Origin of the sequence: Streptomyces sp. CB02366 (assembly GCF_001905905.1) — a bacterium.
In the GTDB taxonomy this organism is placed as follows: domain Bacteria; phylum Actinomycetota; class Actinomycetes; order Streptomycetales; family Streptomycetaceae; genus Streptomyces.
The window spans coordinates 273,504-295,531 of the sequence record NZ_LIVT01000001.1 but is presented as its reverse complement, the minus strand read 5'-3'; the positions used below and the strand labels follow the sequence as shown (position 1 = coordinate 295,531).

At 72.9% G+C, this 22,028-nt stretch carries 20 protein-coding genes and 1 riboswitch; of the genes, 13 read left to right on the top strand and 7 right to left on the bottom strand.

Features of this window, described 5'->3' with window-relative positions; all coding sequences use genetic code 11:
• Positions 1 to 43 precede the first annotated feature (43 nt).
• The 6 genes from AMK24_RS01255 to def all read left to right on the top strand — a co-directional run bounded on the left by AMK24_RS01255 (position 44) and on the right by def (position 5,604).
• Positions 44 to 859 (top strand): SOS response-associated peptidase, encoded by an 816-nt coding sequence (locus AMK24_RS01255; protein WP_073764054.1) that lies wholly within the window; start codon positions 44 to 46, stop codon positions 857 to 859.
• Between the two features lie 64 nt (positions 860 to 923).
• Positions 924 to 1,571: an alpha/beta hydrolase family protein gene (locus tag AMK24_RS01250; RefSeq protein WP_073764052.1), complete on the top strand. Its 648-nt coding sequence runs from the start codon at positions 924 to 926 to the stop codon at positions 1,569 to 1,571.
• A 302-nt stretch (positions 1,572 to 1,873) separates the two neighbouring features.
• The gene (locus AMK24_RS01245) at positions 1,874 to 2,530 is read left to right on the top strand and encodes a sigma-70 family RNA polymerase sigma factor (RefSeq protein WP_010061546.1); all 657 of its coding nucleotides are present in this window, start codon (positions 1,874 to 1,876) and stop codon (positions 2,528 to 2,530) included.
• Positions 2,527 to 2,847 carry a mycothiol system anti-sigma-R factor gene (gene rsrA, locus AMK24_RS01240; RefSeq protein ID WP_073764048.1) on the top strand — a complete coding sequence of 107 codons (321 nt, stop codon included), beginning with the start codon at positions 2,527 to 2,529 and terminating at the stop codon, positions 2,845 to 2,847. Before AMK24_RS01245 ends, rsrA begins: the two co-directional genes overlap by 4 nt.
• Positions 2,848 to 3,849: 1,002 nt before the next feature.
• Positions 3,850 to 4,845 (top strand): tetratricopeptide repeat protein, encoded by a 996-nt coding sequence (locus AMK24_RS01235; protein ID WP_073764046.1) that lies wholly within the window; start codon positions 3,850 to 3,852, stop codon positions 4,843 to 4,845.
• Positions 4,846 to 4,965: 120 nt separating this feature from the next.
• Positions 4,966 to 5,604: a peptide deformylase gene (gene def / locus AMK24_RS01230; RefSeq protein WP_073764044.1), complete on the top strand. Its 639-nt coding sequence runs from the start codon at positions 4,966 to 4,968 to the stop codon at positions 5,602 to 5,604.
• A 65-nt stretch (positions 5,605 to 5,669) separates the two neighbouring features.
• Here the strand turns inward: def and AMK24_RS01225 are convergent, their stop codons facing one another.
• Entirely contained in the window at positions 5,670 to 6,650 is a 981-nt protein-coding gene (locus AMK24_RS01225; RefSeq protein ID WP_073764042.1) for a GlxA family transcriptional regulator, read from the bottom strand.
• An 81-nt stretch (positions 6,651 to 6,731) separates the two neighbouring features.
• Here AMK24_RS01225 and AMK24_RS01220 point away from each other — a divergent pair, with 81 nt between their 5' ends.
• Positions 6,732 to 6,947, top strand: coding sequence for a hypothetical protein (locus tag AMK24_RS01220; RefSeq protein WP_073764040.1), 216 nt, complete (start codon positions 6,732 to 6,734; stop codon positions 6,945 to 6,947).
• Between the two features lie 13 nt (positions 6,948 to 6,960).
• On the opposite strand, the gene AMK24_RS01215 is transcribed toward AMK24_RS01220, so the two are convergent.
• From AMK24_RS01215 to AMK24_RS01190, 6 genes are all read right to left on the bottom strand, one after another.
• Entirely contained in the window at positions 6,961 to 7,980 is a 1,020-nt protein-coding gene (locus AMK24_RS01215) for a ribonucleotide-diphosphate reductase subunit beta (protein WP_073764038.1), read from the bottom strand.
• On the bottom strand, positions 7,980 to 10,394 hold the full coding sequence (locus tag AMK24_RS01210; protein ID WP_073764036.1) for a ribonucleoside-diphosphate reductase subunit alpha: 2,415 nt from the start codon (positions 10,392 to 10,394) through the stop codon (positions 7,980 to 7,982). The genes AMK24_RS01215 and AMK24_RS01210 overlap by 1 nt, the downstream gene beginning before the upstream one ends.
• A 135-nt stretch (positions 10,395 to 10,529) precedes the next feature.
• A riboswitch (cobalamin riboswitch) is annotated at positions 10,530 to 10,653 on the bottom strand.
• 133 nt (positions 10,654 to 10,786) lie between these two features.
• A complete protein-coding gene (locus AMK24_RS01205) occupies positions 10,787 to 11,473 on the bottom strand; it encodes a hypothetical protein (protein WP_073764034.1) in 687 nt (228 codons plus the stop codon).
• A gap of 161 nt (positions 11,474 to 11,634) precedes the next feature.
• Positions 11,635 to 11,838 (bottom strand): YbdD/YjiX family protein, encoded by a 204-nt coding sequence (locus AMK24_RS01200; RefSeq protein WP_073764032.1) that lies wholly within the window; start codon positions 11,836 to 11,838, stop codon positions 11,635 to 11,637.
• The gene (locus AMK24_RS01195) at positions 11,835 to 14,060 is read right to left on the bottom strand and encodes a carbon starvation CstA family protein (RefSeq protein WP_079190389.1); all 2,226 of its coding nucleotides are present in this window, start codon (positions 14,058 to 14,060) and stop codon (positions 11,835 to 11,837) included. The genes AMK24_RS01200 and AMK24_RS01195 overlap by 4 nt, the downstream gene beginning before the upstream one ends.
• 248 nt (positions 14,061 to 14,308) lie before the next feature.
• Positions 14,309 to 15,304 carry a helix-turn-helix transcriptional regulator gene (locus AMK24_RS01190; protein ID WP_073764030.1) on the bottom strand — a complete coding sequence of 332 codons (996 nt, stop codon included), beginning with the start codon at positions 15,302 to 15,304 and terminating at the stop codon, positions 14,309 to 14,311.
• A gap of 530 nt (positions 15,305 to 15,834) precedes the next feature.
• Between AMK24_RS01190 and AMK24_RS01185 the strand changes: the two genes are divergently transcribed.
• The 6 genes from AMK24_RS01185 to AMK24_RS01160 are packed head-to-tail and all read left to right on the top strand — an operon-like array spanning position 15,835 to position 21,982.
• The gene (locus AMK24_RS01185) at positions 15,835 to 16,215 is read left to right on the top strand and encodes a hypothetical protein (protein WP_073764027.1); all 381 of its coding nucleotides are present in this window, start codon (positions 15,835 to 15,837) and stop codon (positions 16,213 to 16,215) included.
• On the top strand, positions 16,212 to 17,213 hold the full coding sequence (locus AMK24_RS01180; RefSeq protein ID WP_073764025.1) for a glycosyltransferase family 2 protein: 1,002 nt from the start codon (positions 16,212 to 16,214) through the stop codon (positions 17,211 to 17,213). The genes AMK24_RS01185 and AMK24_RS01180 overlap by 4 nt, the downstream gene beginning before the upstream one ends.
• A complete protein-coding gene (locus AMK24_RS01175; RefSeq protein WP_073764023.1) occupies positions 17,210 to 18,376 on the top strand; it encodes a lysylphosphatidylglycerol synthase domain-containing protein in 1,167 nt (388 codons plus the stop codon). The genes AMK24_RS01180 and AMK24_RS01175 overlap by 4 nt, the downstream gene beginning before the upstream one ends.
• A complete protein-coding gene (locus AMK24_RS01170; protein ID WP_073764021.1) occupies positions 18,373 to 19,821 on the top strand; it encodes an aspartate aminotransferase family protein in 1,449 nt (482 codons plus the stop codon). Before AMK24_RS01175 ends, AMK24_RS01170 begins: the two co-directional genes overlap by 4 nt.
• Positions 19,809 to 20,855 carry an NAD-dependent epimerase/dehydratase family protein gene (locus AMK24_RS01165; RefSeq protein WP_073764019.1) on the top strand — a complete coding sequence of 349 codons (1,047 nt, stop codon included), beginning with the start codon at positions 19,809 to 19,811 and terminating at the stop codon, positions 20,853 to 20,855. The genes AMK24_RS01170 and AMK24_RS01165 overlap by 13 nt, the downstream gene beginning before the upstream one ends.
• A 17-nt stretch (positions 20,856 to 20,872) precedes the next feature.
• Positions 20,873 to 21,982 carry a UbiA prenyltransferase family protein gene (locus AMK24_RS01160; protein WP_073764017.1) on the top strand — a complete coding sequence of 370 codons (1,110 nt, stop codon included), beginning with the start codon at positions 20,873 to 20,875 and terminating at the stop codon, positions 21,980 to 21,982.
• Positions 21,983 to 22,028: the final 46 nt, after the last annotated feature.

The window sequence follows — 22,028 nt, the reverse complement described above, 5'->3', positions numbered from 1 at the left end:
ACTCCTTGCGGTCGGGGTGGGGGGTCGTGGCAGTCTGGCACCTATGTGCGGACGGTTTGCAGCCAGTCGGAAGCCCGAGGACCTGACCGGACTCTTCGGCGTCGAGAAGTGGGAACCCACCGAGACCCTGGAGCCGGACTGGAACGTGGCGCCGACCAAGAAGGTCTACGCGGTTCTGGAGGGTCCCGTTAAGGACGCCGACGACCCGCGTCCGGTTCGCCAGCTGCGCTCCTTGAGATGGGGACTCGTGCCCTCCTGGGCGAAGACCCCCGAGGGTGCGGCCCGGCTGATCAACGCCCGAGCGGAGACCGTCCACGAGAAGCCCTCCTTCCGCCGCGCCTTCGCCCGGCACCGCTGCATCCTGCCCGCCGACGGCTACTACGAGTGGGTCACCGGTGCGCAGGAGCGGCAGTTGGAGGAGGAGAAGGGCAAGAAGCGGGCCCGCAAGCAGCCCTACTTCGTCACCCCCGCCGACGGATCGGTCTTCGCGATGGCCGGGCTGTACGAGTTCTGGCGCGACGCGACCCTCCCCGACGACCACGAGAACGCCTGGTGGGCGACGTGCTCGGTGATCACCACCGAGGCGGAGACCACCCCGCTGGCCGTCGCCCCCGCCGAGGGGCCCGGCGCGCTCGCCGACATCCACCCCCGGATGCCGCTGATGCTCACCCCCGACCGCTGGGACGCCTGGCTGGACCCCGCGCCCACCGGCGTCGACGAATTGCGCGCCCTGCTGGAGCCGCCGCCGGGCGGGCTGATGCGCGCCTACCCGGTCGCCACCGCCGTCAGCAACGTCCGCAACAACGGACCGGAGCTGCTGGAGGAACTGGCCGCGCCGGAGGAGTCCACTCTGTTCTGAGGGGTTCCGAGCGGCACGCGGGCCCTCGTGCCGTTCCGCTTCGCGCACGGGGGAGGATGGCGCGGTGAGCCGTCTACCACGTACGCAGAACGTCATCACCGACGCCGGTGAGGCCCGGATCACCTGGGCCCCCGCCACCACCGCCGGGCCCCGCCTCGTCCTCGCCCTGGGCCACGGGGCCGGCGGCGGCATCGAGGCCCGGGACCTCCAGGCCCTCGCCCGGGTCCTGCCCGGCCACGGCGTCACCGTCGCCCTGGTGGAGCAGCCCTGGCGGGTGGCCGGCAAGAAGATGGCCCCCGCCCCGAAGGCCCTGGACACCGGCTGGCGCGGGGTGTGGCCCGCCCTGGCCGCCGCCGGGCCGCCCGTCGTCGCCGGGGGCCGCAGCGCCGGGGCCCGGGTCGCCTGCCGGACCGCGGCCGAACTGGGCGCCGCGGCCGTGCTCGCGCTCGGCTTCCCGCTCCACCCCCCGGGCAGGCCCGAGAAGTCCCGCGCCGCCGAACTGCTCGGCACGGGCGTGCCCACGCTGGTGGTGCAGGGCGGCGGCGACCCCTTCGGCCGGCCCGGCGAGTTCCCCCCCGGCGGGTACGCGTTGGCCGAGGTGCCCCACGGCGACCACGGGTTCGCCGTGCCGAAGAGGTCTGGGCTGACGGAGGAACAGGCGATGGGCGTCCTCACCGACGCGGTCGCCGGGTGGCTCGCGCCCCTCGGGTGACCGCCCGGGCCCCGCCCGCGGGAGGCGCCGCCGGACCCCGGGAATGCCCCGCCCGGGGGCGCTGTTGTTCGGGACGTCGGTACAACAACGTCGTACGTGGAGAGGGAGTCCGTCGCATGGGTTCGACCATCTGCCCCAGTCGCTCGAACGCCGCTGACCTGGAGTGGACCGTGCTGCCCGCGGCGAGGACCGCCCCCGAGCGGATGCTGGGCGGTGGTGATCGACAGGCCGCCCGCAAGCAAGGTCGACTATTCTCCGATGCGAGCGGGTCCGGTCTCGGTTCCGCCACATCGTTGGAGGAGGTGGGTCCGGTCACTGGGACCGACACAGGGACCGACGACGGCCGTGCCCCGGAGACGCCGGCCGAGCGCAACGCGCGCTTCGAGCGGGACGCCCTGGGCTTTCTCGACCAGATGTACTCGGCGGCGCTGCGCATGACGCGCAACCCGGCCGATGCCGAGGACCTGGTCCAGGAGACCTACGCCAAGGCGTACGGCTCCTTCCACCAGTTCCGTGAGGGCACCAACCTCAAGGCGTGGATGTACCGCATCCTCACCAACACCTTCATCAACTCGTACCGCAAGAAGCAGCGGGAGCCCCAGCGCAGCGCCGCCGAGGAGATCGAGGACTGGCAGCTCGCCCGGGCCGAGTCGCACATGTCGACCGGTCTGCGTTCGGCGGAGTCCCAGGCCCTGGACCATCTCCCGGACTCCGACGTGAAGTCGGCGCTCCAGGCGATCCCCGAGGAGTTCCGCATCGCCGTGTACCTCGCCGATGTGGAGGGCTTTGCCTACAAGGAGATCGCGGACATCATGGGGACTCCCATCGGTACGGTGATGTCCCGGCTGCACCGCGGCCGTCGCCAGCTGCGCGGCATGCTGGAGGACTACGCGCGCGAGCGCGGGCTCGTCGCGGCCGGCGCCGGTGACTCGGACGATCGGAAGGGCTCGGCCTCATGAGCTGCGGAGAGCCGCACGAGACGGACTGCTCGGAGGTCCTCGACCATCTCTACGAGTTTCTCGACCGGGAGATGCCCGAGGGCGACTGCACCAAGTTCGAGGTGCACTTCGAGGAATGCTCCCCGTGCCTGGAGAAGTACGGTCTCGAACAGGCCGTGAAGAAGCTGGTCAAGCGCTGCTGCGGGCAGGACGACGTCCCGACCGACCTGCGCTCCAAGGTGATGGGCAGGATCGAGCTGATCCGCGCCGGCGAGGCCGTGCCCGAGCAGGACGTGACCGCGCAGGACGCGGACCGGACCGCCACGGCCGCCGAATAGTCACCCGAATGTGCTAATCGGATCCGTAACGGCTCGGTGAGCCCCCCGAGTCGCTAGCGTGGCGCCTCCATCGACCATGCGGGGGCGAGTGCGGGCGTGAGGGGCATACCGGCGGCGGCGCGCTTCGTGGTCCCGCCCGTCGCCCCCGGCACTCCGGCCGGGGTGGGACGGCCGCCGTCCGCGGTCCGCAGGGCCCGGCCGACTAACCACCCCGCCACCCCCCGTGCCCGGGTCCACGCCGTCGGCGCCGAGGACGCCCGCACCCGGGGCCGCCGCGAACGGGTCGGCCCTGCCTCCGGCCTGACCGGCCGTGAACCCGGCGTGGACGAAAGCCGGTTGGAGGGTCCGGGGTTCGCCGGCCTCCCGCGCGGCGCCGGCGTACCCGGCGCCCCCGCCCGGCGACCGCGCGAGGACGGGCCGCTCACCCCCCCCAGAAGCGGCGGATCAGGGGACCGCGCCCGGAGTACGGCCGCGGGACCGCCCGGGGCGCCGGCTTCCCGAGCGGGGCCCGCGACGCCGTCCCGCACCACCGCGAACGGATCGACGGCGGCGGCCGTCCGTACGGGCACAGCGGCTCCCGCGACCCCGGGCCCGGGCGGAGCCCGGGCGGAGGTCGTCGCCGACGCCTTCGACGCGACGGCCTCGGCCCCCTCCTGCCCGCCGCCGCGCGCGCCCGGTCGCGGCGATGGCGGAGCGGCAGGCCGATCCGGGCCGGGAACGACCGCCCGGCGCCGGAAACGTCAGGACGGCCGACGCGTACGACGAGCTGTGCGGGGCAGGCGCGGACGGGCCGCGCGGGGCGCGCCGGCAGCTCGGGCCCGGCACCGGCCGCGACCCCCGGCCACCGGGGGCGGAGGCGCTGGGACGCGTCCTCGCGCGAGGCGGTCTGACCCGGGCCGGAGCTGGGTAACCCATGGGTAATGAGCGGGCGTCCGGCCGGGCATGGTTGGATGCGAAAGCAGAGCGGATGTCGAAGGTGTCCAGTCGGGACAGGCGGGAATCGTGAGGATCTTCGGGAAGGTACGGCATCGGCCGTCCGCCTCTTGGCGGCAGGCCACGGACCGCGCGTTCACGCTGATCGGCGACGGCCGGTACGAGGACGCGGGGGCGCTGCTGACGCGCGCGGCGGATCTGGAGCCGTGGCTCTCGGAGTCCTGGTTCAATCTGGCGCTGCTGCACAAGTTCCGGCACGACTGGGAGCAGGCGAGGGCGGCTGGCCTGCGGGCCGTCGCGCTCCTCGACCGCGAGTCGGGCGCTCCGGACTGGTGGAACGTGGGCATCGCCGCCACCGCGCTCCAGGACTGGCCGCTGGCGCGGCGGGCCTGGCAGGCGTACGGGCTCAAGGTCCCCGGCGGCGGCCAGTACAGCGCGGCCACCACCGAGCCGTCCGGCATGGAGCTGGGCAGCGCCGCCGTGCGGCTGTCGCCCGAGGGCGAGGCCGAGGTGGTCTGGGGCCGCCGGCTCGACCCGGCCCGGATCGAGGTGCTCTCGATCCCGCTGCCGTCCTCCGGGCGGCGCTGGGGCGAGGTCGTCCTGCACGACGGGGTGCCCAACGGCGAGCGGGTCACCGCGGCCGGTCCCGCGTATCCGGTGTTCGACGAGATCGAGCTGTGGGCCCCCTCCCCGGTGCCGACCTGGGTGGTGCTGCTGGAGGCGGCCACCGAGGAGGACCGGGACGCGCTGGAGAAGCTGGCCTCGGACGCGGGGTTCGCCGCCGAGGACTGGTCCTCCTCCGTGCGGCTGCTGTGCCGGGCGTGCTCGGAGAGCCGGATGGAGAGCGACGAGGGCGACGGGGAGCACCTGGATCCGCACGACCACAGTGAGCCGGGCCACCCCGGGCCGCTGGGCCACCGCACGGCCGGGGCGGGGGGCCTGTGGGTGCCGGAGCGGGAGTGCGGCCTCGCGGCCCCCGCCGGGCTGGTGCGCGGCCTGCTGGACGGCTGGGTCGCCGACAGCCCGGACAGCCGCGAGTGGCGGGATCTCGAAGAAGTCTGCTGACCGCTGCCCGTAGGCTGTACGCGCACCGGTCGCGGTGCTGCTCCTCCCGCGCTTCCCGGTTCCGGACGGGATGCGGCGGGGTCACCGAGTTCAGGGTTTGCAGGAAGGCGTACGGCGGACATGTCGCAGCAGGAGACGGACGGGCGGATCGACGTGGACGACGAGGGGTTCGTCGTCGACACCGAGGACTGCGAGGAGCGCGAGGCGGCCTACCGCGCGCGCGGCACCTCCCGTCCGATCACGGTCGTGGGCAATCCGGTCCTGCACAAGGAGTGCAAGGACGTCACCGCGTTCGACGACGAGCTGGCGCGGCTCATCGACGACATGTTCGCCAGCCAGAAGACGGCCGAGGGCGTCGGCCTCGCGGCCAACCAGATCGGCGTGGACCTGAAGGTCTTCGTCTACGACTGCCCGGACGACGACGGGGTGCGCCACACCGGGGTCGTCTGCAACCCGGTCCTGGAGGAGCTGCCCCCCGAGAAGCGGGTGCTGGACGACTCCAACGAGGGCTGCCTCTCGGTCCCGACCGCGTACGCCTCGCTCGCCCGCCCGGACTACGCGGTGGTGCGCGGACAGGACGCGAAGGGCAACCCGATCCGGGTCAGGGGCACCGGTTACTTCGCGCGCTGCCTCCAGCACGAGACGGACCACCTGTACGGCTACCTGTACATCGACCGGCTCTCCAAGCGGGAGCGCAAGGACGCGCTGCGGCAGATGGAAGAAGGCACGCCGCGCTACGAGGTCGTCCCGAACGCCTGAGCACGACTTCGCGGGGCCCGGAGCCGGTCATCGGCGCCGGGCCCCGCCGTCGTGTGCGGCCCCGCTCAGGCGACGTCGGGCACGGCCGTGGCCGACGGGCCCCGGAAGGTGCGCCGGTAGGCGTTCGGCGTGGTCCCCAGCGTCCGTACGAACTGGTGCCGCAGCGTCGCCGCCGTGCCGAACCCCGTCTGGCCCGCGATCGTGTCGATCGTCCGGTCGGAGGTCTCCAGCAGGTGCTGGGCGAGCAGCACCCGCTGCCGCAGCAGCCAGCGGTAGGGCGTCGTCCCGGTCTCCTGCTGGAACCGCCGCGCGAAGGTGCGCGGCGACATGTGCGCCTGTGCGGCCAGCTGCTCCACGGTCATCTCCCGGTCGAGGTGCTGCTCCATCCAGGCCAGGGTCGAGCCGACCGTGTCGCAGGCGTTCCGGGGCAGCGGGCGGTCGATGTACTGTGCCTGGCCGCCGTCCCGGTGCGGCGGCACCACCATCCGCCGCGCGAGGGCGTTGGCCGTCTCCTGGCCGTACTCCTGCCGGATCAGGTGCAGGCAGGCGTCGATCCCGGCGGCGGTCCCGGCCGAGGTGATCACCGGTCCGGCGTCCACGTACAGCACGTCCGGCTCCACGACCGCCTTCGGGTAGCGGCGTGCCAGCTCCGCCGCGTGCCGCCAGTGCGTGGTGCAGCGGCGGCCGTCCAGCAGCCCGGCCGCCCCGAGGACGTACGCCCCCGAGCAGACGCTCAGCACCCGCGCACCCCGCTCCACGGCCCGTCGCAGCGCGTCCAGGGCCGCCTCGGGGTGCTCCCGGTCCATGACGTGCCCGCTGGCGGGGACGGCGATGAGGTCGGCCTCCTCCAGCCGGTCCAGGCCGTAGGGCGTACTGATGGTGAAGCCCGCGTGGGTGCGCAGTTCGGAACCCTCGGCGGACACCACCGCGAAATCGTGCACCGGCAGGCCGTCATCGCCGCGGTCGAGGCCGAACACCTCGCACAGCACGCCGAGTTCGAAAGGATGGACCTCGTCCAGCAGCAGGACGGCGACGTTGGTCAGCATGGAGTGAGTGTGGCAGTTATTTGATGTCCCATGGCAGTCCTGCCACTGATGATTTTCGCCCCGCCAGGCCAGAGTGGAGGCATGGACATCTTCCTGAACTACCTGGTCGTCAGCGCGCTTTTCGCCTTCGTCCTCGCTCCCGTGGCGCTCGGCGCCGCCCGGGAACGCCGCATCGACCGCCAGCTGAGGGAGGCGGAACGGGGACGGCGGGAGCCCGCACCCCCGCAAACGCGGAGCGCCGCGCGGCCCGTCACGGCCGCACGGCGCTCCCGGCCCGGAAGCTGGGCCAGGATCTGAGGAACCCCGGGGTCTAGAAGTCGTCGTCGAACCCGACCGAGCCCTCCACGGCCACCTGGTAGGCGGACGGGCGGCGCTCGAAGAAGTTCGTCAGCTCCTGGACGCCCTGCAGCTCCATGAAGGAGAACGGGTTCTCCGAGCCGTACACCGGCGGGAAGCCCAGGCGGGTGAGCCGCTGGTCGGCGACGCACTCCAGGTACTGGCGCATCGACTCGGTGTTCATGCCCGGCAGGCCCTCGCCGCACAGGTCGCGGCCGAACTGCAGCTCCGCCTCCACGGCCTCCTTCAGCATGTCGGTGACCTGCTGCCGGAGCGCGTCGTCGAAGAGGTCCGGCTCCTCCTTGCGGACGGTGTCCACGACCTCGAACGCGAAGTTCATGTGCATCGTCTCGTCACGGAACACCCAGTTGGTGCCCGTGGCGAGACCGTGCAGCAGACCGCGCGAGCGGAACCAGTACACGTAGGCGAACGCGCCGTAGAAGAACAGCCCCTCGATGCAGGCCGCGAAGCAGATCAGATTCAGCAGGAAGCGGCGGCGGTCCGCCTTCGTCTCCAGCCGCTCGATCTTCTCGACCGAGTCCATCCACCTGAAGCAGAACTGCGCCTTCTCGCGGATCGACGGGATCTCCTCGACCGCGTCGAACGCCGCCGCCCGGTCGTCCGGGTCGGGCAGATAGGTGTCCAGCAGCGTCAGATAGAACTGGACGTGCACGGCCTCCTCGAAGAGCTGCCGCGACAGGTACAGCCGCGCCTCGGGGGAGTTGATGTGCTTGTACAGCGTCAGCACGAGGTTGTTCGAGACGATCGAGTCGCCGGTCGCGAAGAACGCCACCAGCCGGCCGATCATGTGCTGCTCGCCCGGCGACAGCTTCGCGAGGTCGGCGACGTCCGAGTGGAGGTCGACCTCCTCCACGGTCCAGGTGTTCTTGATCGCGTCCCGGTAGCGCTCGTAGAAGTCCGGGTAGCGCATGGGGCGCAGGGTCAGCTCGAATCCCGGGTCGAGCAGGTTCTTCTCTTCGTCGGTCGTGCTCATCACTGGCAGGCCTCGCAGGACTCGGGGTTTTCCAGGGAGCAGGCGACGGCGTCCGCGTCGGGCGCCTGCGCCTGCTGTACGGGAATGGGGGCGGCGGCCGACGCCTGGCCGGACGCGGCACGGGCGATCCGGGTCGCCGGGCGCGAACGCAGGTAGTACGTCGTCTTCAGCCCCTGCTTCCAGGCGTACGCGTACATCGAGGAGAGCTTGCCGATCGTCGGCGTCTCCAGGAACAGGTTGAGCGACTGGCTCTGGTCGAGGAACGGCGTACGGGCCGCCGCCATGTCGATCAGGCCGCGCTGCGGGATCTCCCACGCCGTGCGGTACAGCGCCCGCACGTCCTCGGGGATCCAGGCGAAGCCCTGCACCGAGCCGCTCGCCTCGCGCAGCGCCTCACGGGTGCGGGCGTCCCACACGCCGAGCCGCTTCAACTCGTCCACCAGGTAGGCGTTGACCTGAAGGAACTCACCGCTGAGCGTCTCGCGCTTGAACAGGTTGGAGACCTGCGGCTCGATGCACTCGTACACACCGGCGATCGAGGCGATCGTCGCGGTCGGCGCGATGGCCAGCAGCAGCGAGTTGCGCATGCCGGTCTTCGCGACCCGGGCGCGCAGGGCGTCCCAGCGCTCCGGCCAGTTCAGCTCGGTGGCGTAGTGGTCGGGGTGCAGCACCCCGCGCGCCGCCCGGGTCTCGGACCAGGCGGGCAGCGGACCCGACCGCTCCGCGAGGTCGCAGGACGCCTCGTACGCGGCCAGCATGATCCGCTCGGAGATCTTCGTGGAGAGCGCGCGGGCCTCGGGGGAGTCGAAGGGCAGGCGCAGCTGGAAGAAGACGTCCTGGAGGCCCATCGCGCCCAGGCCCACCGGCCGCCACCGGGAGTTGGAGCGCCCGGCCTGCTCGGTCGGGTAGAAGTTGATGTCGACGACCCGGTCCAGGAAGGTCACGGCCGTGCGCACGGTGGCGTCCAGGCGCTCCCAGTCGATCGAGCCGTTCGCGACGAACGCGCCCAGGTTGACCGAGCCCAGGTTGCAGACGGCCGTCTCGCCGTCGTTCGTGACCTCCAGGATCTCCGTGCACAGATTCGAGGAGTGCACGACCCGGCCCGGCTCGGCGGTCTGGTTGGCGGTCCGGTTGGAGGCGTCCTTGAACGTCATCCAGCCCTGACCGGTCTGGGCGAGGGTCCGCATCATCCGGCCGTACAGCTCACGCGCCGGCATCGACTTGCGGGCCAGTCCCTTGGCCTCGGCCGCCCGGTAGGCCGCGTCGAACGCGTCGCCCCACAGGTCCACCAGCTCGGGCACGTCCGCCGGGGAGAACAGCGACCACTCGGTGTCCGCCTCGACCCGGCGCATGAACTCGTCCGGGATCCAGTGCGCCAGGTTCAGGTTGTGCGTACGCCGCTGGTCCTCACCGGTGTTGTCGCGCAGCTCCAGGAACTCCTCGATGTCCGCGTGCCAGGTCTCCAGGTAGACCGCCGCCGCGCCCTTGCGCCGGCCGCCCTGGTTCACCGCCGCCACCGAGGCGTCCAGCGTCTTGAGGAACGGCACGATGCCGTTGGAGTGCCCGTTGGTGCCCCGGATCAGCGAACCCCGGGCGCGGATGCGGGAGTACGACAGACCGATGCCGCCCGCGTGCTTGGAGAGCCGGGCCACCTGGTGGTAGCGGTCGTAGATCGAGTCCAGCTCGTCCTTGGGGGAGTCCAGCAGGTAGCAGGAGGACATCTGCGGGTGCCGGGTGCCGGAGTTGAAGAGCGTGGGGGAGGAGGGGAGGTAGTCCAGCCTGCTCATCAGCCCGTAGAGGGCGGTGACCTCCTCCAGCGCCCGCACCGACTCGTCCTCGGCCAGGCCCGCCGCCACCCGCAGCATGAAGTGCTGCGGGGTCTCGACGACCTGCCGGGTGATCGGGTGGCGCAGCAGGTAGCGGCTGTGCAGCGTCCGGAGGCCGAAGTAGCCGAAGCGGTCGTCCGCGCCCTCGTCCAGCGCCCGCTCGACCAGCTCGTCCAGCGCCTGCGCGTGCAGCGCGACGAACGCGGCGGTGCGGTCCGCGATCAGGCCCTCGCGGTGCCCCACGGCGACAGAGGCGGAGAAGGACGTCGCGCCCTGGCCCGCGGCCTCCTCCGCGATCGAGAGGGTCAGCAGCCGGGCGGCCAGCCGGGAGTACGCCGGGTCCTCGGAGATCAGCCCCGCGGCGGCCTCGGTGGCCAGCGTGCGCAGTTCGGCCTCGTCGGAGCGGGCGTTGCGCCCCCGCAGTGCGGCGGCGGCGACCCGTCCGGGGTCGGTGTCGGGAAGATCGACGGTGAGGTCGGTCAGGGTCCGCAGCAGGGCGGTCCCGGGTCCGTCGGTCGGGCCTGTTCCGGACGGGGTGGAGGCAGCGGATCCGGTGGCTGAAACCGGATCGGCGGGCGCGATGGTCACAGGGCTTTCCCTCGCTCGGCAGGGGCCGGCGGAGGGCGGAGAAGCCGGGCAGCGCGAAACCCGGGCAGGGCGGCACGGCTGACGGCGTCCACCGGCCCATCCGCGAGGCCCGGACGTCTGGCGTCCGGTTCGGTCGAGCCGGACGCGCTGTCGACAGGTCTTCGGACTTGCGGGTGCGCAGAAGCGCACTGATCACACCGTTGCGGGACAGTTCCGGATTCGCACCGGATTCCCCTGCGGCGACAGCGAGGTCGAGCATACATGTGGGGGCCGTCAGATGAGGCGGCCCCCACATGTTGTGTCGTGGTGTGTTCCGGCGTGCCTCAGGGAAGAGCCTCCGGACCCCGTCGGAACGTCAGGGGCCGCAGTACCGGCACCGGCTCCCGTCCCGGTCAGCCACTCGCTCCCACCCCGTTGTCCGGGGCCCCGTCGCCCTCCGGCGGCAGGTCGCCGCGCTCCACCGGCCGCTGTCCGGACGCCCGGCCGGCGGGCGGCAGGACCTCGTCCAGTTCGCGGTCGTCGGCGCGGTGGGCGGCCAGCGCCGCCGCGCGCAGCGTCGCCCGGTCCACCTCCTGGCGTGTTCCGCTCAACGTCACCACCAGGCCGCCCTGTTCCCGGACGTAGGCGTGGCCCGGCCCCGTGGCGCTGTACCAGTGTTCGCCGTCCCGCTCGCACGTGGCGGGGGGCTTCTGGCCGGCCGGGTACGCGGAGGCGTCCGAGCAGTCGGCCACGGCGTGCGGGCGGCGCTCCACCGACAGCCGGATGCGCCTGCCGTCCGGCGAGGTGTAGGCGCTGGCGAACCCGTCGTCGCCGAGCACCCCGACCGACTGGCGGGCCAGGGCGAAGCCGGCGGCCTCGGTCACCCACACGTGCTCCACCTCGGTCTGCAGGGCCGCCGCCCGCGCTTCCAGCTCCGCCCCGTCGGGGGCCGGTACGGCCGAGCCGGTCGGGGCCGCCGCCCGCACGCCGGGCGCCGGCTCGGTGCCGCAGCCCGCCGCGGCTCCCAGGGCCAGGACCAGCGTCGACGTGGTGATCGGGAGGACGGGCCGGAACCGGGGCGACCGGTGACGCGATGCCATGGGCGCATCCTTTCGTACGGTGAACGGGCGGTGCGGCGGAAAGCCGCCGGTCCGGGCAAGCGGACCGGGCCGCCGCCCCCTCCACCGAGGAAGGGGCGACGGCCCGGGGCCCAGGGCCTCTCGACCGGCCCAAGGTGCCCAGCAGGACCGGCGCGGAGCGCTCAGCAGCAGCGGAAGCCCTCGCGGGGGTCCGCCTCGCGGGCGTCCGTGCGGGCGCGCTCGAAGGCGCGGCGGGACAGGACGGGCGCGTCCGGATCGTGCGCCCGGGCGTGCGCCACGTACCGGTCGTAGACCGATTCGCCGGTCAGCTCACGGACGTACCAGCGGATGCGTCCGGCCACCCGCCGTACGTCCGCGCCCGTCATGTCCGGCTCCCCGTCTCCGCCGCCTCCTTGCGGAGACCGCCCTCGGGACCGACCCCGGCGGCGGCCAGTTCGGCCTTCTCCTCCCCGGTCGCGAAGAGCGAGGCCGGGGCGACGAACCGGGACTCGACGAACGGCGTCTCGTGGAGCCTGACGCTCTCCGGGTCGCGGATGGCCTTGTAGCAGACCCGTCCGGCGTCCACGAGCACCACGATGATCAGGAGCGCGAAGAGCGCGCTCAGCACCCCGTCGACGGTGGAGTTGGTGACGACGGTCCGCATGTCGTCCATGGTCTTCGCCGGGGGCAGCACCTCGCCCGCCTCGATGCCCGCCTGGTACTTGTCGCGCTGGGCGAAGAAGCCGATCTTCACGTCGTCGGAGAAGATCTTCTGCCAGCTTGCGGTGAGCGTGACCGCCACGTCCCAGGCGAGCGGGACCGCGGTGACCCATGCCCACTTCAGGCGGCCGGACTTGACGAGCAGGGTGGTGCAGACGGCGAGCGCGACGGCGGCCAGCAGCTGGTTGGCGATGCCGAAGAGCGGGAAGAGCTGGTTGATGCCGCCCAGCGGGTCGTGCACGCCGACCCAGAGGAAGTAGCCCCAGCCGCCGACCACGACGGCGCTGGCGAACCAGACGCCCGGCTTCCAGCTGACCTCGCGGAACGGCTTGTAGGCGTTGCCCAGCATGTCCTGGAGCATGAAGCGCCCGACCCGGGTGCCGGCGTCCACGGTGGTGAGGATGAACAGCGCCTCGAACATGATGGCGAAGTGGTACCAGAACGCCTTCATCGCCGTCCCGCCGACCACCGCGGAGAAGATCTCCGACATGCCGAGCGCGAACGTCGGCGCGCCACCGGTCCGGGAGAGCAGGCTCGTCTCCTCGACGTCCTTGGCCGCCTGGGCCAGGGCGTCCGGGGTGATGGTGAACCCGAAGTTCGCCACCGCCTGGGAGGCGGACTGCACGCTGTCGCCGATCGCGCCGACGGGCGCGTTGATGGCGAAGTAGAGGCCGGGGTCGATGATGCAGGCGGCGATCATCGCCATGATCGCCACGAACGACTCGACCAGCATGGCCCCGTAGCCGATCATCCGGATCTGCGTCTCCTTCTGGACCATCTTCGGCGTGGTGCCGGAGGAGACCAGGGAGTGGAAGCCGGAGAGCGCGCCGCAGGCGATGGTGATGAAGACGAACGGGAACATCGAGCCGGCGAAGACCGGGCCCGAGCCGCTGGAGGCGAAGTCGGTGACCGCGGGCATCTTCAGGGTCGGCAGGGCCACGACCACGCCCAGGGCCAGCAGTCCGATCGTGCCGACCTTCATGAAGGTGGAGAGGTAGTCGCGCGGGGCCAGCAGCAGCCACACGGGGAGCACGGAGGCGAGGAACCCGTAGACGATCATCCAGATGACCAGGGTGCCCGGCTCCAGCGTGAAGAAGTCCGCCCATGACGACTCGGCGACCCAGCCGCCCGAGACAATGGCGAGGAGCAGCAGCGCGACGCCGATGAGGGAGACCTCGCTGACCTTGCCGGGCCGCAGGACGCGCAGGTAGACGCCCATGAAGAGGGCGATCGGGATCGTCATGCCGATGGAGAAGACGCCCCACGGCGAGTGGGCGAGCGCGTTCACGATGACCAGCGCGAGGACCGCGAGCAGGATGATCATGATGATGAAGACCGCGACCAGGGCGGCGATCCCGCCGATGGGCCCTATCTCGTCGCGCGCCATCTGGCCGAGCGAACGGCCGTTGCGGCGGGTGGAGAAGAAGAGCGTCACCATGTCCTGGACGGCCCCGGCGAAGATGACGCCGACGACGAGCCAGATCGTGCCGGGCAGATAACCCATCTGCGCCGCGAGCACCGGGCCGACCAGGGGCCCCGCCCCGGCGATGGCGGCGAAGTGGTGGCCGAACAGGACCCGCCGGTCGGTGGGGTGGAAGTCGACGCCGTTGTCCAGCAGTTCGGCGGGGGTCGCGCGGTTCTTGTCGGCTTTCAGGACCCGGTTGGCGATGAACCGTGAGTAGAAGCGGTACGCGATGGCGTACGAGCCGAGGGCCGCCGCCAGCATCCAGGCGGCGGACACCTCCTCGCCCCGCGAGAGCGCGAGGGCGGCCCAGCCGACGGCGCCGGCCAGGGCGACCAGGCTCCAGACGACTACGGACTTCGGGGAGATGCCCCGCTTCCCCGGAGCGTGCGGGGAAGATGGTGCTGATGTGGGCGCTTCCGCCATGTGGGTGACTCCGTCCCCTCGCTGATCACCGGTTGCGTGGGCAGGAAATCTATGGGACGCGTCCGGCCAGCGTCACCCCCTGTCCGCATTGCGGTCCGGCCACGGTGATGTCTCACGACGGGGCACGGGCGGGGCGAGGGGCCGGTTCACTTCGGGCGCGAACGGGGTGGAACGGCCGCCTGCCCGGACGGACCGGCCGGCGGGCGGCGGCACCGCCTTCGGCCGGGAAGGCCTTCTCCCGCCGCCGGTCAGACCCAGCCCCGGCGGGCCGCCTCGGCGCCCGCCTGGAACCTGCTGCGGGCCTGCATCCGGGCCGTCAGCTCCGCGTTCATCCGGCGCACGGTGCGCAGGGACACCCCCAGGCGGCGGGCGGCGGTCGCGTCCGTGTGCCCCTTCGCCAGCACGGACAGCAACTCGTCCTCCTGGGGGGTCAGTCCGTTGCCGTCGCGGGCGGGAGGGGAGCTGAGCGGGCTGGCGGTCGCCCACAGCTGCTCGAACAGCATCCGGGCCACCGCGACGGCCCCCTTGCTGCGCAACTCCAGGGCGCCCGCGCGCCCGTCGTCGGGGTCCAGCGGCACCAGCGCGACCTCACCGTCGACCACCACCATGATCATCGGCAGCGTCGGCAGCGTACGGCTCTCCGCGCCGAGCGACCCCAGCCGGTTCACATAGCGCAGCGTCGGCGGGTCGTTGCGGAAGCTGTCCTGGTAGATGCTGCGGAGCCGCACCCCGCGCTCCAACGCCCGCTGGTCCAGCGGCCGGCTGGCCTCCAGCGTGTCCGGGGACTGCGCGCCGCCGGGCAGCAGCGAGAGGCACTCCGTCCTGGCCAGCTCGGCCAGTTCGGTCAGCCGCTCGCGCACCGCGTCGAGCCCTTCCAGCCGTTTGACGACGTCGAATCCGCCGCCCGCCCGCCGCCCCCGGTCCGTGGTGAGGGCCGACATCGCGTCCCGCGCCACTTCGAGCCCCCGCTGCTGCCGGGCCAGTTCGGCCTCCCGGCGGGAGAGGAGGAACGGCAGGCTGGCCGCCGGGTCCAGGGCCCGGAAGACCGGCGGGCCCTGCTCCGTACCGGGAGTGCCGCCGTCGTCCAGCAGGCACAGCTCGGCCAACTGGTCCAGGGCCCGGCGCACATCCTCCTCGCTCCGCCCCACACGCGCCACGATCTCGTCGAACCGCAGCTCCGGCTCGTCCAGGACGAGCCGGTAGACCAGCTCCGTCCGGGCGTCCAGCCCCAGCACCTCTAACATCCCTGGCTCCCCCGCAGATGTCACGCCGTCCCGCACACCGGTGCGGGACGCCCCTTCAGCACCGGGCGTGAGTGTAGGGCGGCGCGTTGTGAAGGTATAGACCAGGTCCACGGGCCGGATGGGCTCCGAAAGGCCGCGCGTGGCCGGAAAAGCCGAGGCCCGCAGGGGGCCGGCGGAGCCCCCGGAGGCGGAGGCGGGTGGCCGCAAGAGGTCTGGCAGCCCCCTGCCACCACCGCATCGCCCCAGGCAGCCGCCGCCGTACGCCCCCCGAGGCGGCTGGCACTCCGCTGCCCCGCAGCTTTCGGCCACCCGCCGACCGTGGCCCCGCGGGCGGCGATGGCGACAGGATCTGGCCGTCACAAGGCATTCACACACCGCTACTTCTCAGGAGTTCCGCATGTGGGCGTTCCCTTCCCCCGGCCCTCGCCACTCGTCGGCCGCCGCCTCTTCCGCACTCCCCGCGGCCCTGTGCGCGGTCTCGGCGCGGCGGGGCTTCTCCTGGGGGTGACCCGGGAGAACGGGACGCCCCCGTGTTCCTGGTGATCGCGCTCCTCGTGCGCGCCGAACCCCCGCGCCCCGACCGGTGGACGGCCCGCGAGCTGGCCCGCCGGCTGGGCTCCCGCCACGTCAGGGCCGGCCCGCCCGCCCCCGGACCCGCCCATGTGTACGCCGTCGAGGGGCCGGGCGGCACGGTCCGCGCCGCGCTCTACATGGAGAGCCCCGACCCCGTACACGCCGAACTGGCCGCCTTGGACCACCTCCTGGCCGCCCTGAGCGCCACCCGGCCCGCCTCGCTGGGCTGGCGGCCCGCCGCCCTCGGCGGCGTCACGGGCTGCCCGCGCCCCCACCGACTCCCCGAACCGAAAGGACCCGATCCGCCATGCCACGGGAGCGCCCCTCCGTGTCAGTGATCATCCCCAACCACAACTACGAGAAGACCCTGCGGGCCTGCCTCGAATCCGTCTACGCCCAGACCCTGCGCCCGCTGGACGTGGTCGTCGTGGACGACGCCAGCACCGACGGCTCCCGCGACATCGCCCGCGCGTTCCCCTGCGTCCTGGTGACCCGTCCCCGGAACGGCGGGGTCTCCGCCGCCCGCAACCTCGGCGTCGCGGCGTCCGCCGGGCAGGTGCTGTTCTTCCTCGACTCCGACATCGCCCTGGCGCCCGACGCGATCGAGAACGCCGTCGACCTGCTCATGGACGATCCGGGGACCGGCTGCGTCCACGGCGTCCTGGACCCCGAACCGCTCTTCGACGACGGCCCGGTGGAGGTCTACCACTGCCTGCACGCGCACTTCTGGCGACGCCGCAGCGCCGGAGTCGTCGGCACCGCCTTCTTCGCGCTGGCCGCGATCGAGCGCTCCGTCTTCGAGGCGACCGGCCCCTTCGACGAGAACCTTCGCGACTCCGAGGACGTCGAGTACAGCGACCGCCTCGCCGCCACCCACCGCATTCGGCTCAGCGAACGGGTGACCGGCCGCCACGACGACGTGGACCGGCTGCTGCCGATGCTCGCCGAGCAGTACCGCCGCTCCCGGCTGCTCCTCCCCGTCGCCGCCGTGGAGCGCCGGCGCGGCGGTGGGCTGCGCGCCAACCGCACGGGCGGCGTCCTCGCCGCCGGACTGGTCCCGCTCACGCTCCCGCTCGCCCTGCTCTCCCCCTGGCTGCTCGCGGCACCGCTGGCCTGCGCCGTGGCCTTCGCGCTGGCGGACGTGGGCCTGTCCCGCTTCGTGGCCCGCCGCAAGGGGCGGCTCTTCCTGCTCCGCTTCACCGCCCTGCACTTCGCGGTCCACCTGGCCCTCGTCCTCGGCGCGGTGGCCGGGGGCGTCCGCTGGCTGGTGGACCCGGGCTTCGGCCCCTCGGTCCGGGGCCGCCGAGGCCGCCCCGCCCCGGCGGCGGCGCCGTGAGCACCGGAACGGACGGGGAGCCGGAGGCCGTACGAGCCGCGGCGCCGGCGGAACCGGAAGCCGTACCGGCCGGGACCGCCCGTCAGGAGGCCGTCAGGTCCGCGGCCCCGTCGCCGGAAGCGGAACCGGACACGGACACGGAACCGCACACGGACACGGACCCGGACACGGACACGGACACGGAGACCGTACGGGCCGGGGCCGAGCGACGCCCCTCCCGGTGGGCCCGCGCGCTGCGTCCCGCAGCCGTACTCGTCCTCATCGCGGCGACCTGCTTCGCCGTGGGCGGTTCGCTGCGCGCGGCCGGTACGGAGCTGGCCGACGCCGCCGGCCGGCCCGGAGGGGTGCTCCTGCTCGGCGCGGCCCTGACCGCCAACGCGGCCGGGCTCGCCCTGTCGATGCTCTCCTGGCGCGTCCTCGTCGTGGACGGCGGCTCCCCGGCCCGTACCAGCGACACCGCGCGCATCTTCTTCATCGGCGTCATCAGCAAGTTCGTCCCCGGCCGGATCTGGGGCGTCCTCGCCCACATCCAGCTCGGCAAGGCCGTCGGCATCGCCCCCGAGCGGATGATCGCCGCCTTCGGGCTCGGCCTCGTCATCGGGACGGCCACCGGGGCCGCCGCCGGGCTCCTCGTCGCCCCGGCCGTCTTCGGCGCGGGCGCCTGGGTCTTCGCCCCGCTCGTGCTGCTCGCGGCGGCCGGCGTGGCCCGGCCCGGCTGGGTGGGCCGGCTCGTCGCGTGGACGATGCGGCTGGCCCGCCGCCCGGCCGGAGCCGCCGACAGCTCTCCCCGCGCCCTCCGGCTCTCCATCGGCTGGGCCTGCGCCTCCTGGGCGGTCTCCGGACTCCACCTGTGGGCCCTGGCCGTACTGCTCGGCGCCCCGCCGCTGCTCTCCCTGCCCGTCTGCGTCGGCGGCTTCGCCCTGGCCACCGTCGCCGGAAGCCTCGCCTTCGTCCTGCCCGACGGCTGGGGTGCGCGCGAGCTCGTCCTCCTCGCCCCGCTCGGCGCGGTGATGCCGCTCTCCGCCGCCACCGCCGCCGTCATCGCCAGCCGGCTCGTCTGCGTGCTCAGCGAGGTCGCCGCCACCGGCGCGGCCCTCGCCTGGGCCCGCGCCGCCGGACCCCTGCCCGCCCCTCGACCCGCGCTCCGGGAAGGAACCGCATGACCCCCGACGCACCCCCCCTGCTCACGGTGGACGACTGCGAACGACTGTCGACGAGCCAGGTGCACGAGCTGTACCGGTCCCACGTCAACAAGAGCCAGGTCTCGCTGATGACCTCCTTCGGCTTCGGCCGTGAACTCGTCGACCACGCCGAGGGATCCTGGATCCACACCCGCGACGGACGCCGCGTCCTCGACTTCACCGGCGGCGTCGGCGTCCTCAACCACGGTCACAACCACCCGCGTATCCTCGCCGCCCGCCGCCGCTTCCAGGAGCAGCGCCGGATGGAGGTCCACAAGACCTACTTCTCGCCCTACATCGCCGCCCTCGGCCACAACCTCGCCCGGCTGCTGCCGGGCGACCTGAACCTCTCCTTCTTCCCCAACTCCGGGGCGGAGGCCGTCGAGGGCGCGGTGAAGCTCGCGTACAAGTACCACGGCGGCCGCCGGAAGCAGATCCTGCACGCCGACATCAGCTTCCACGGCAAGCTGCTCGGCTCCGGCAGCCTCACCGGCAGCGCCCAGAACGCCTTCGCCTTCCCCGGCATCCCCGGAGTCTCCGCCTTCCGCTACGGCGACCTCGACTCCGTGCGGCGGGCCGTCGCCGGAGCGCGGGACGCCAAGGGGCGCTGCGATGTCTACGCGATCCTCATCGAACCGTTCTCCGCCTCCACGATGACGGAGTGCTCCGAGGAATTCCTGCGCGGGCTGCGGGAGTTGTGCACCGCGGAGAAGATCGTGCTGATCTTCGACGAGATCTACACCGGCTGGGGCAAGACCGGCAGCCTCTTCCACTTCATGCGCTATCCGGGGCTGGTCCCGGACGTGGTGACCACCTCGAAGTCCTTCGGCGGCGGCAAGTCGTCCGTCTCCGCCTTCGTCGCCCGCGAGCCCGTCTTCCGCGCCGCGTACGACAGCCTCGGCGACGCCATGCTCCAGTCCACCAGCACCACGTACTACGGCTTCGGCGAGGAGACCGCCACCGCGCTGGAAGCCGTCAACATCGCGGTCGAGGACGACTACCCGGCCCGCGCCCGCGCCATCGAACGCGTCCTGAAGCCGGGCCTGGAGAGGCTGCGCAAGCAGTACCCCGACCTCATCGCCGACGTCCGGGGAGCCGGCGCGCTGTACGGGATCTTCCTCGACGGCGGGCCCCGCCTCCTGGACCTCGCCGCGAAGATCGCCCCCGGCGGCCTCGCCCGCGACCCGCTGCTGCGGACCAAGGTCATCACCTGCGCGGTCGTCAACGCGATGTACCACGACCACGACGTGTACCTGTACTACACGCTCAACGGCCGCAGCCCCCTGGTGGCCGCGCCCTGCCTGGTCGCCGGACCGGACGAGGTGGAGATCTTCCTCGACGCCTTCGACAGGACCCTGGCCAAGGGCATGAACCGCCTGCTCACCGCCTTCTTCAAGGGCAAGGCGGTGTCCCGATGGGCGGCCTGACCATCGCCGTGACCGGCGCCGCCGGCATGCTCGGCTCCCACCTGGTCGCCCGGCTCGCCGCGGACGGCCACGACGTCGTCGGGATCGACCTGCGCGACGACCCCCGGCCGCCCGCCGGGGCCCGGCACATCGTCGCGGACATCCGGGACGGGGCCGCGCTCGCCCGCGCCTTCGACGGGGCGCACGCGCTGGTGCACTGCGCCGCCGCCCTGCCCAGCTACCCCGTCGACCAGATCCGCTCCATCACCGTCGACGGCACCCGTGCCGTCCTCACCGCCGCCCACCGGGCCCGCGTCGAACGGGTCGTGCACATCTCCTCCACCGCCGTCTACGGGCTGCCGAAGCGGGTTCCCACCCCGGAGGAGCACCCCCGGGAGCCCGTCGACCCGTACAGCAGGGCCAAGGCCGAGGCCGAGGAGGTCTGCGAGGAGTTCCGGGGGCGCGGGATGTGCCTGCCGGTCCTGCGGCCCAAGACCTTCCTCGGCCCCGGCCGGATGGGCCTGTTCTCGATGCTCTTCGAATGGGCCGAGGAGCGCCGCAACTTCCCCGTCCTGGGCCGGGGCGACGTCCGCATCCAGATGTTCGGCATGGCCGACCTGGTCGACGCCGTGGTGCTCGCCCTCCACGCGCCGCCCGAGATCGCCGACGACGTCTACAACCTGGGCGCCGCCGAGTTCGGCACCCTGCGTGAGGACTTCCAGGCCGTGCTGGACGCGGCCGGACACGGCAGACGCGTCGTCCCGCTGCCGGCGGCGCCGGCTCTCGCGGTCCTGCGCACGCTGGAGCGCACCAAGCTCTCCCCGGTCTACGGGCGGCTGCTGTTCAAGCTCCTCGACGACAGCTACGTGGACATCACCCGGGCCACCGAACGGCTCGGCTTCCGCCCCGCGCTCTCCAACCAGGACGCCATCCTCGGCACCTACGCGTGGTGGCGCACCCGGCGGCGGGGCGGCGCCCCCGCTCCCGGAGCCGGCCGGACCAGCCGGGACCCGTGGCGCCAAGGGGCGCTCGGCCTGGCCAAGGTCTTCTTCTGATCCCCTGGAGCCCCGCCGTGGACATCACCAGGCCGTCCCCCGCGCCCGTGCGCGTGGTGGCAGTCCCGCCCGGACCCGAACCCGCCGACCTCACGGCTCTGACCGAGCCCGCCGATCTGACGGCTCTGTCCGGGCCCGCCCACCTGACATCCCTGCCCGAGCCCGCCGACCTCACCGCTCTGTCCCGGCCCGCCCACGACCGACCGGAGACGGCCGCCGCCCCCACCGCCGTACCTGAGGAACACCGTCGCAGCCGTCCTCGTGACCTGCTCGCGCTGGTGCGCCCCGGCCAGTGGGTGAAAAACCTGGCCGTCGTCCCGCTCGCACTCCTCGACAGCCACCCCTGGGGGGCCGCCGAACTCCTGCGCACCGGCTGGGCGATCCTCGGTTTCACCCTCGCCTCCGCCGTCGTCTACGTCGTCAACGACCTCGCCGACCGGGAGCGGGACCGCCTGCACCCGGTCAAACGCCACCGCCCGATCGCCTCCGGCCGCGTCTCCCCGGCCGCCGCCACCGTCCTGACCGGGCTGCTCGCCCTGTCGCTGACCGGCTGGGCGGTGGCCGGTCCCGCCTGGCAGTGGTGGCCCACCGCCCTCTACCTGGCGCTGAGCCTCGCGTACTCCCAGGGGCTCAAGCACGTGCCGCTGGTGGACGCCTTCATCGTGGCGACCGGCTTCGTCCTCCGGCTCCTCCAGGGGGCGCTGCTCATCGGAGGCCGGCTCTCCGAATGGCTGGCGCTCTGCGTCTTCTCGCTCTGCCTGATGCTGTCCCTCGGCAAACGGCGGCACGAGATGACGGCGGCGGGCCGCGCCCACCGCCCCGCCCTGCGCGGCTACACGCTCGCCTTCCTCGACCACCTGGTCGTCCTGGTCGCCGTGCTGACCGCCGTCAGTTACGTCCTCTACCTCCGCGACGACGCGGCGCTCGCCGCCGGGGCCTCCTTCGTCATCCTGCTCTCCGCCCCCTGCGCCGTCTTCGGTCTCGCCCGCTACCTCCAGCTCCTCCTGGTCGAGGAGGGCGGCGGCAACCCCGTCCACGTCCTCCTCCGGGACCGCGCGACCCTCGTCAACGCCGGCCTGTGGGCGGTGCTCGTCGCCCTCGCCCTCCTCACGCACCCCTCCGGCTGACGGTCTCCGTCCGGCCCGCCCGTCCGCCCCTCCGACCGCCCGAAGG

What these genes read in the sequence shown, in the direction of transcription:
- AMK24_RS01255 (WP_073764054.1), top strand. Translation starts at nt 44, where the DNA reads ATGTGCGGACGGTTTGCAGCCAGTCGGAAGCCCGAGGACCTGACCGGA.
- rsrA (WP_073764048.1), top strand. Translation starts at nt 2,527, where the DNA reads ATGAGCTGCGGAGAGCCGCACGAGACGGACTGCTCGGAGGTCCTCGAC.
- def (WP_073764044.1), top strand. Translation starts at nt 4,966, where the DNA reads ATGTCGCAGCAGGAGACGGACGGGCGGATCGACGTGGACGACGAGGGG.
- AMK24_RS01225 (WP_073764042.1), bottom strand. Translation starts at nt 6,650, where the DNA reads ATGCTGACCAACGTCGCCGTCCTGCTGCTGGACGAGGTCCATCCTTTC.
- AMK24_RS01220 (WP_073764040.1), top strand. Translation starts at nt 6,732, where the DNA reads ATGGACATCTTCCTGAACTACCTGGTCGTCAGCGCGCTTTTCGCCTTC.
- AMK24_RS01215 (WP_073764038.1), bottom strand. Translation starts at nt 7,980, where the DNA reads ATGAGCACGACCGACGAAGAGAAGAACCTGCTCGACCCGGGATTCGAG.
- AMK24_RS01205 (WP_073764034.1), bottom strand. Translation starts at nt 11,473, where the DNA reads ATGGCATCGCGTCACCGGTCGCCCCGGTTCCGGCCCGTCCTCCCGATC.
- AMK24_RS01200 (WP_073764032.1), bottom strand. Translation starts at nt 11,838, where the DNA reads ATGACGGGCGCGGACGTACGGCGGGTGGCCGGACGCATCCGCTGGTAC.
- AMK24_RS01195 (WP_079190389.1), bottom strand. Translation starts at nt 14,060, where the DNA reads ATGGCGGAAGCGCCCACATCAGCACCATCTTCCCCGCACGCTCCGGGG.
- AMK24_RS01190 (WP_073764030.1), bottom strand. Translation starts at nt 15,304, where the DNA reads ATGTTAGAGGTGCTGGGGCTGGACGCCCGGACGGAGCTGGTCTACCGG.
- AMK24_RS01170 (WP_073764021.1), top strand. Translation starts at nt 18,373, where the DNA reads ATGACCCCCGACGCACCCCCCCTGCTCACGGTGGACGACTGCGAACGA.
- AMK24_RS01165 (WP_073764019.1), top strand. Translation starts at nt 19,809, where the DNA reads ATGGGCGGCCTGACCATCGCCGTGACCGGCGCCGCCGGCATGCTCGGC.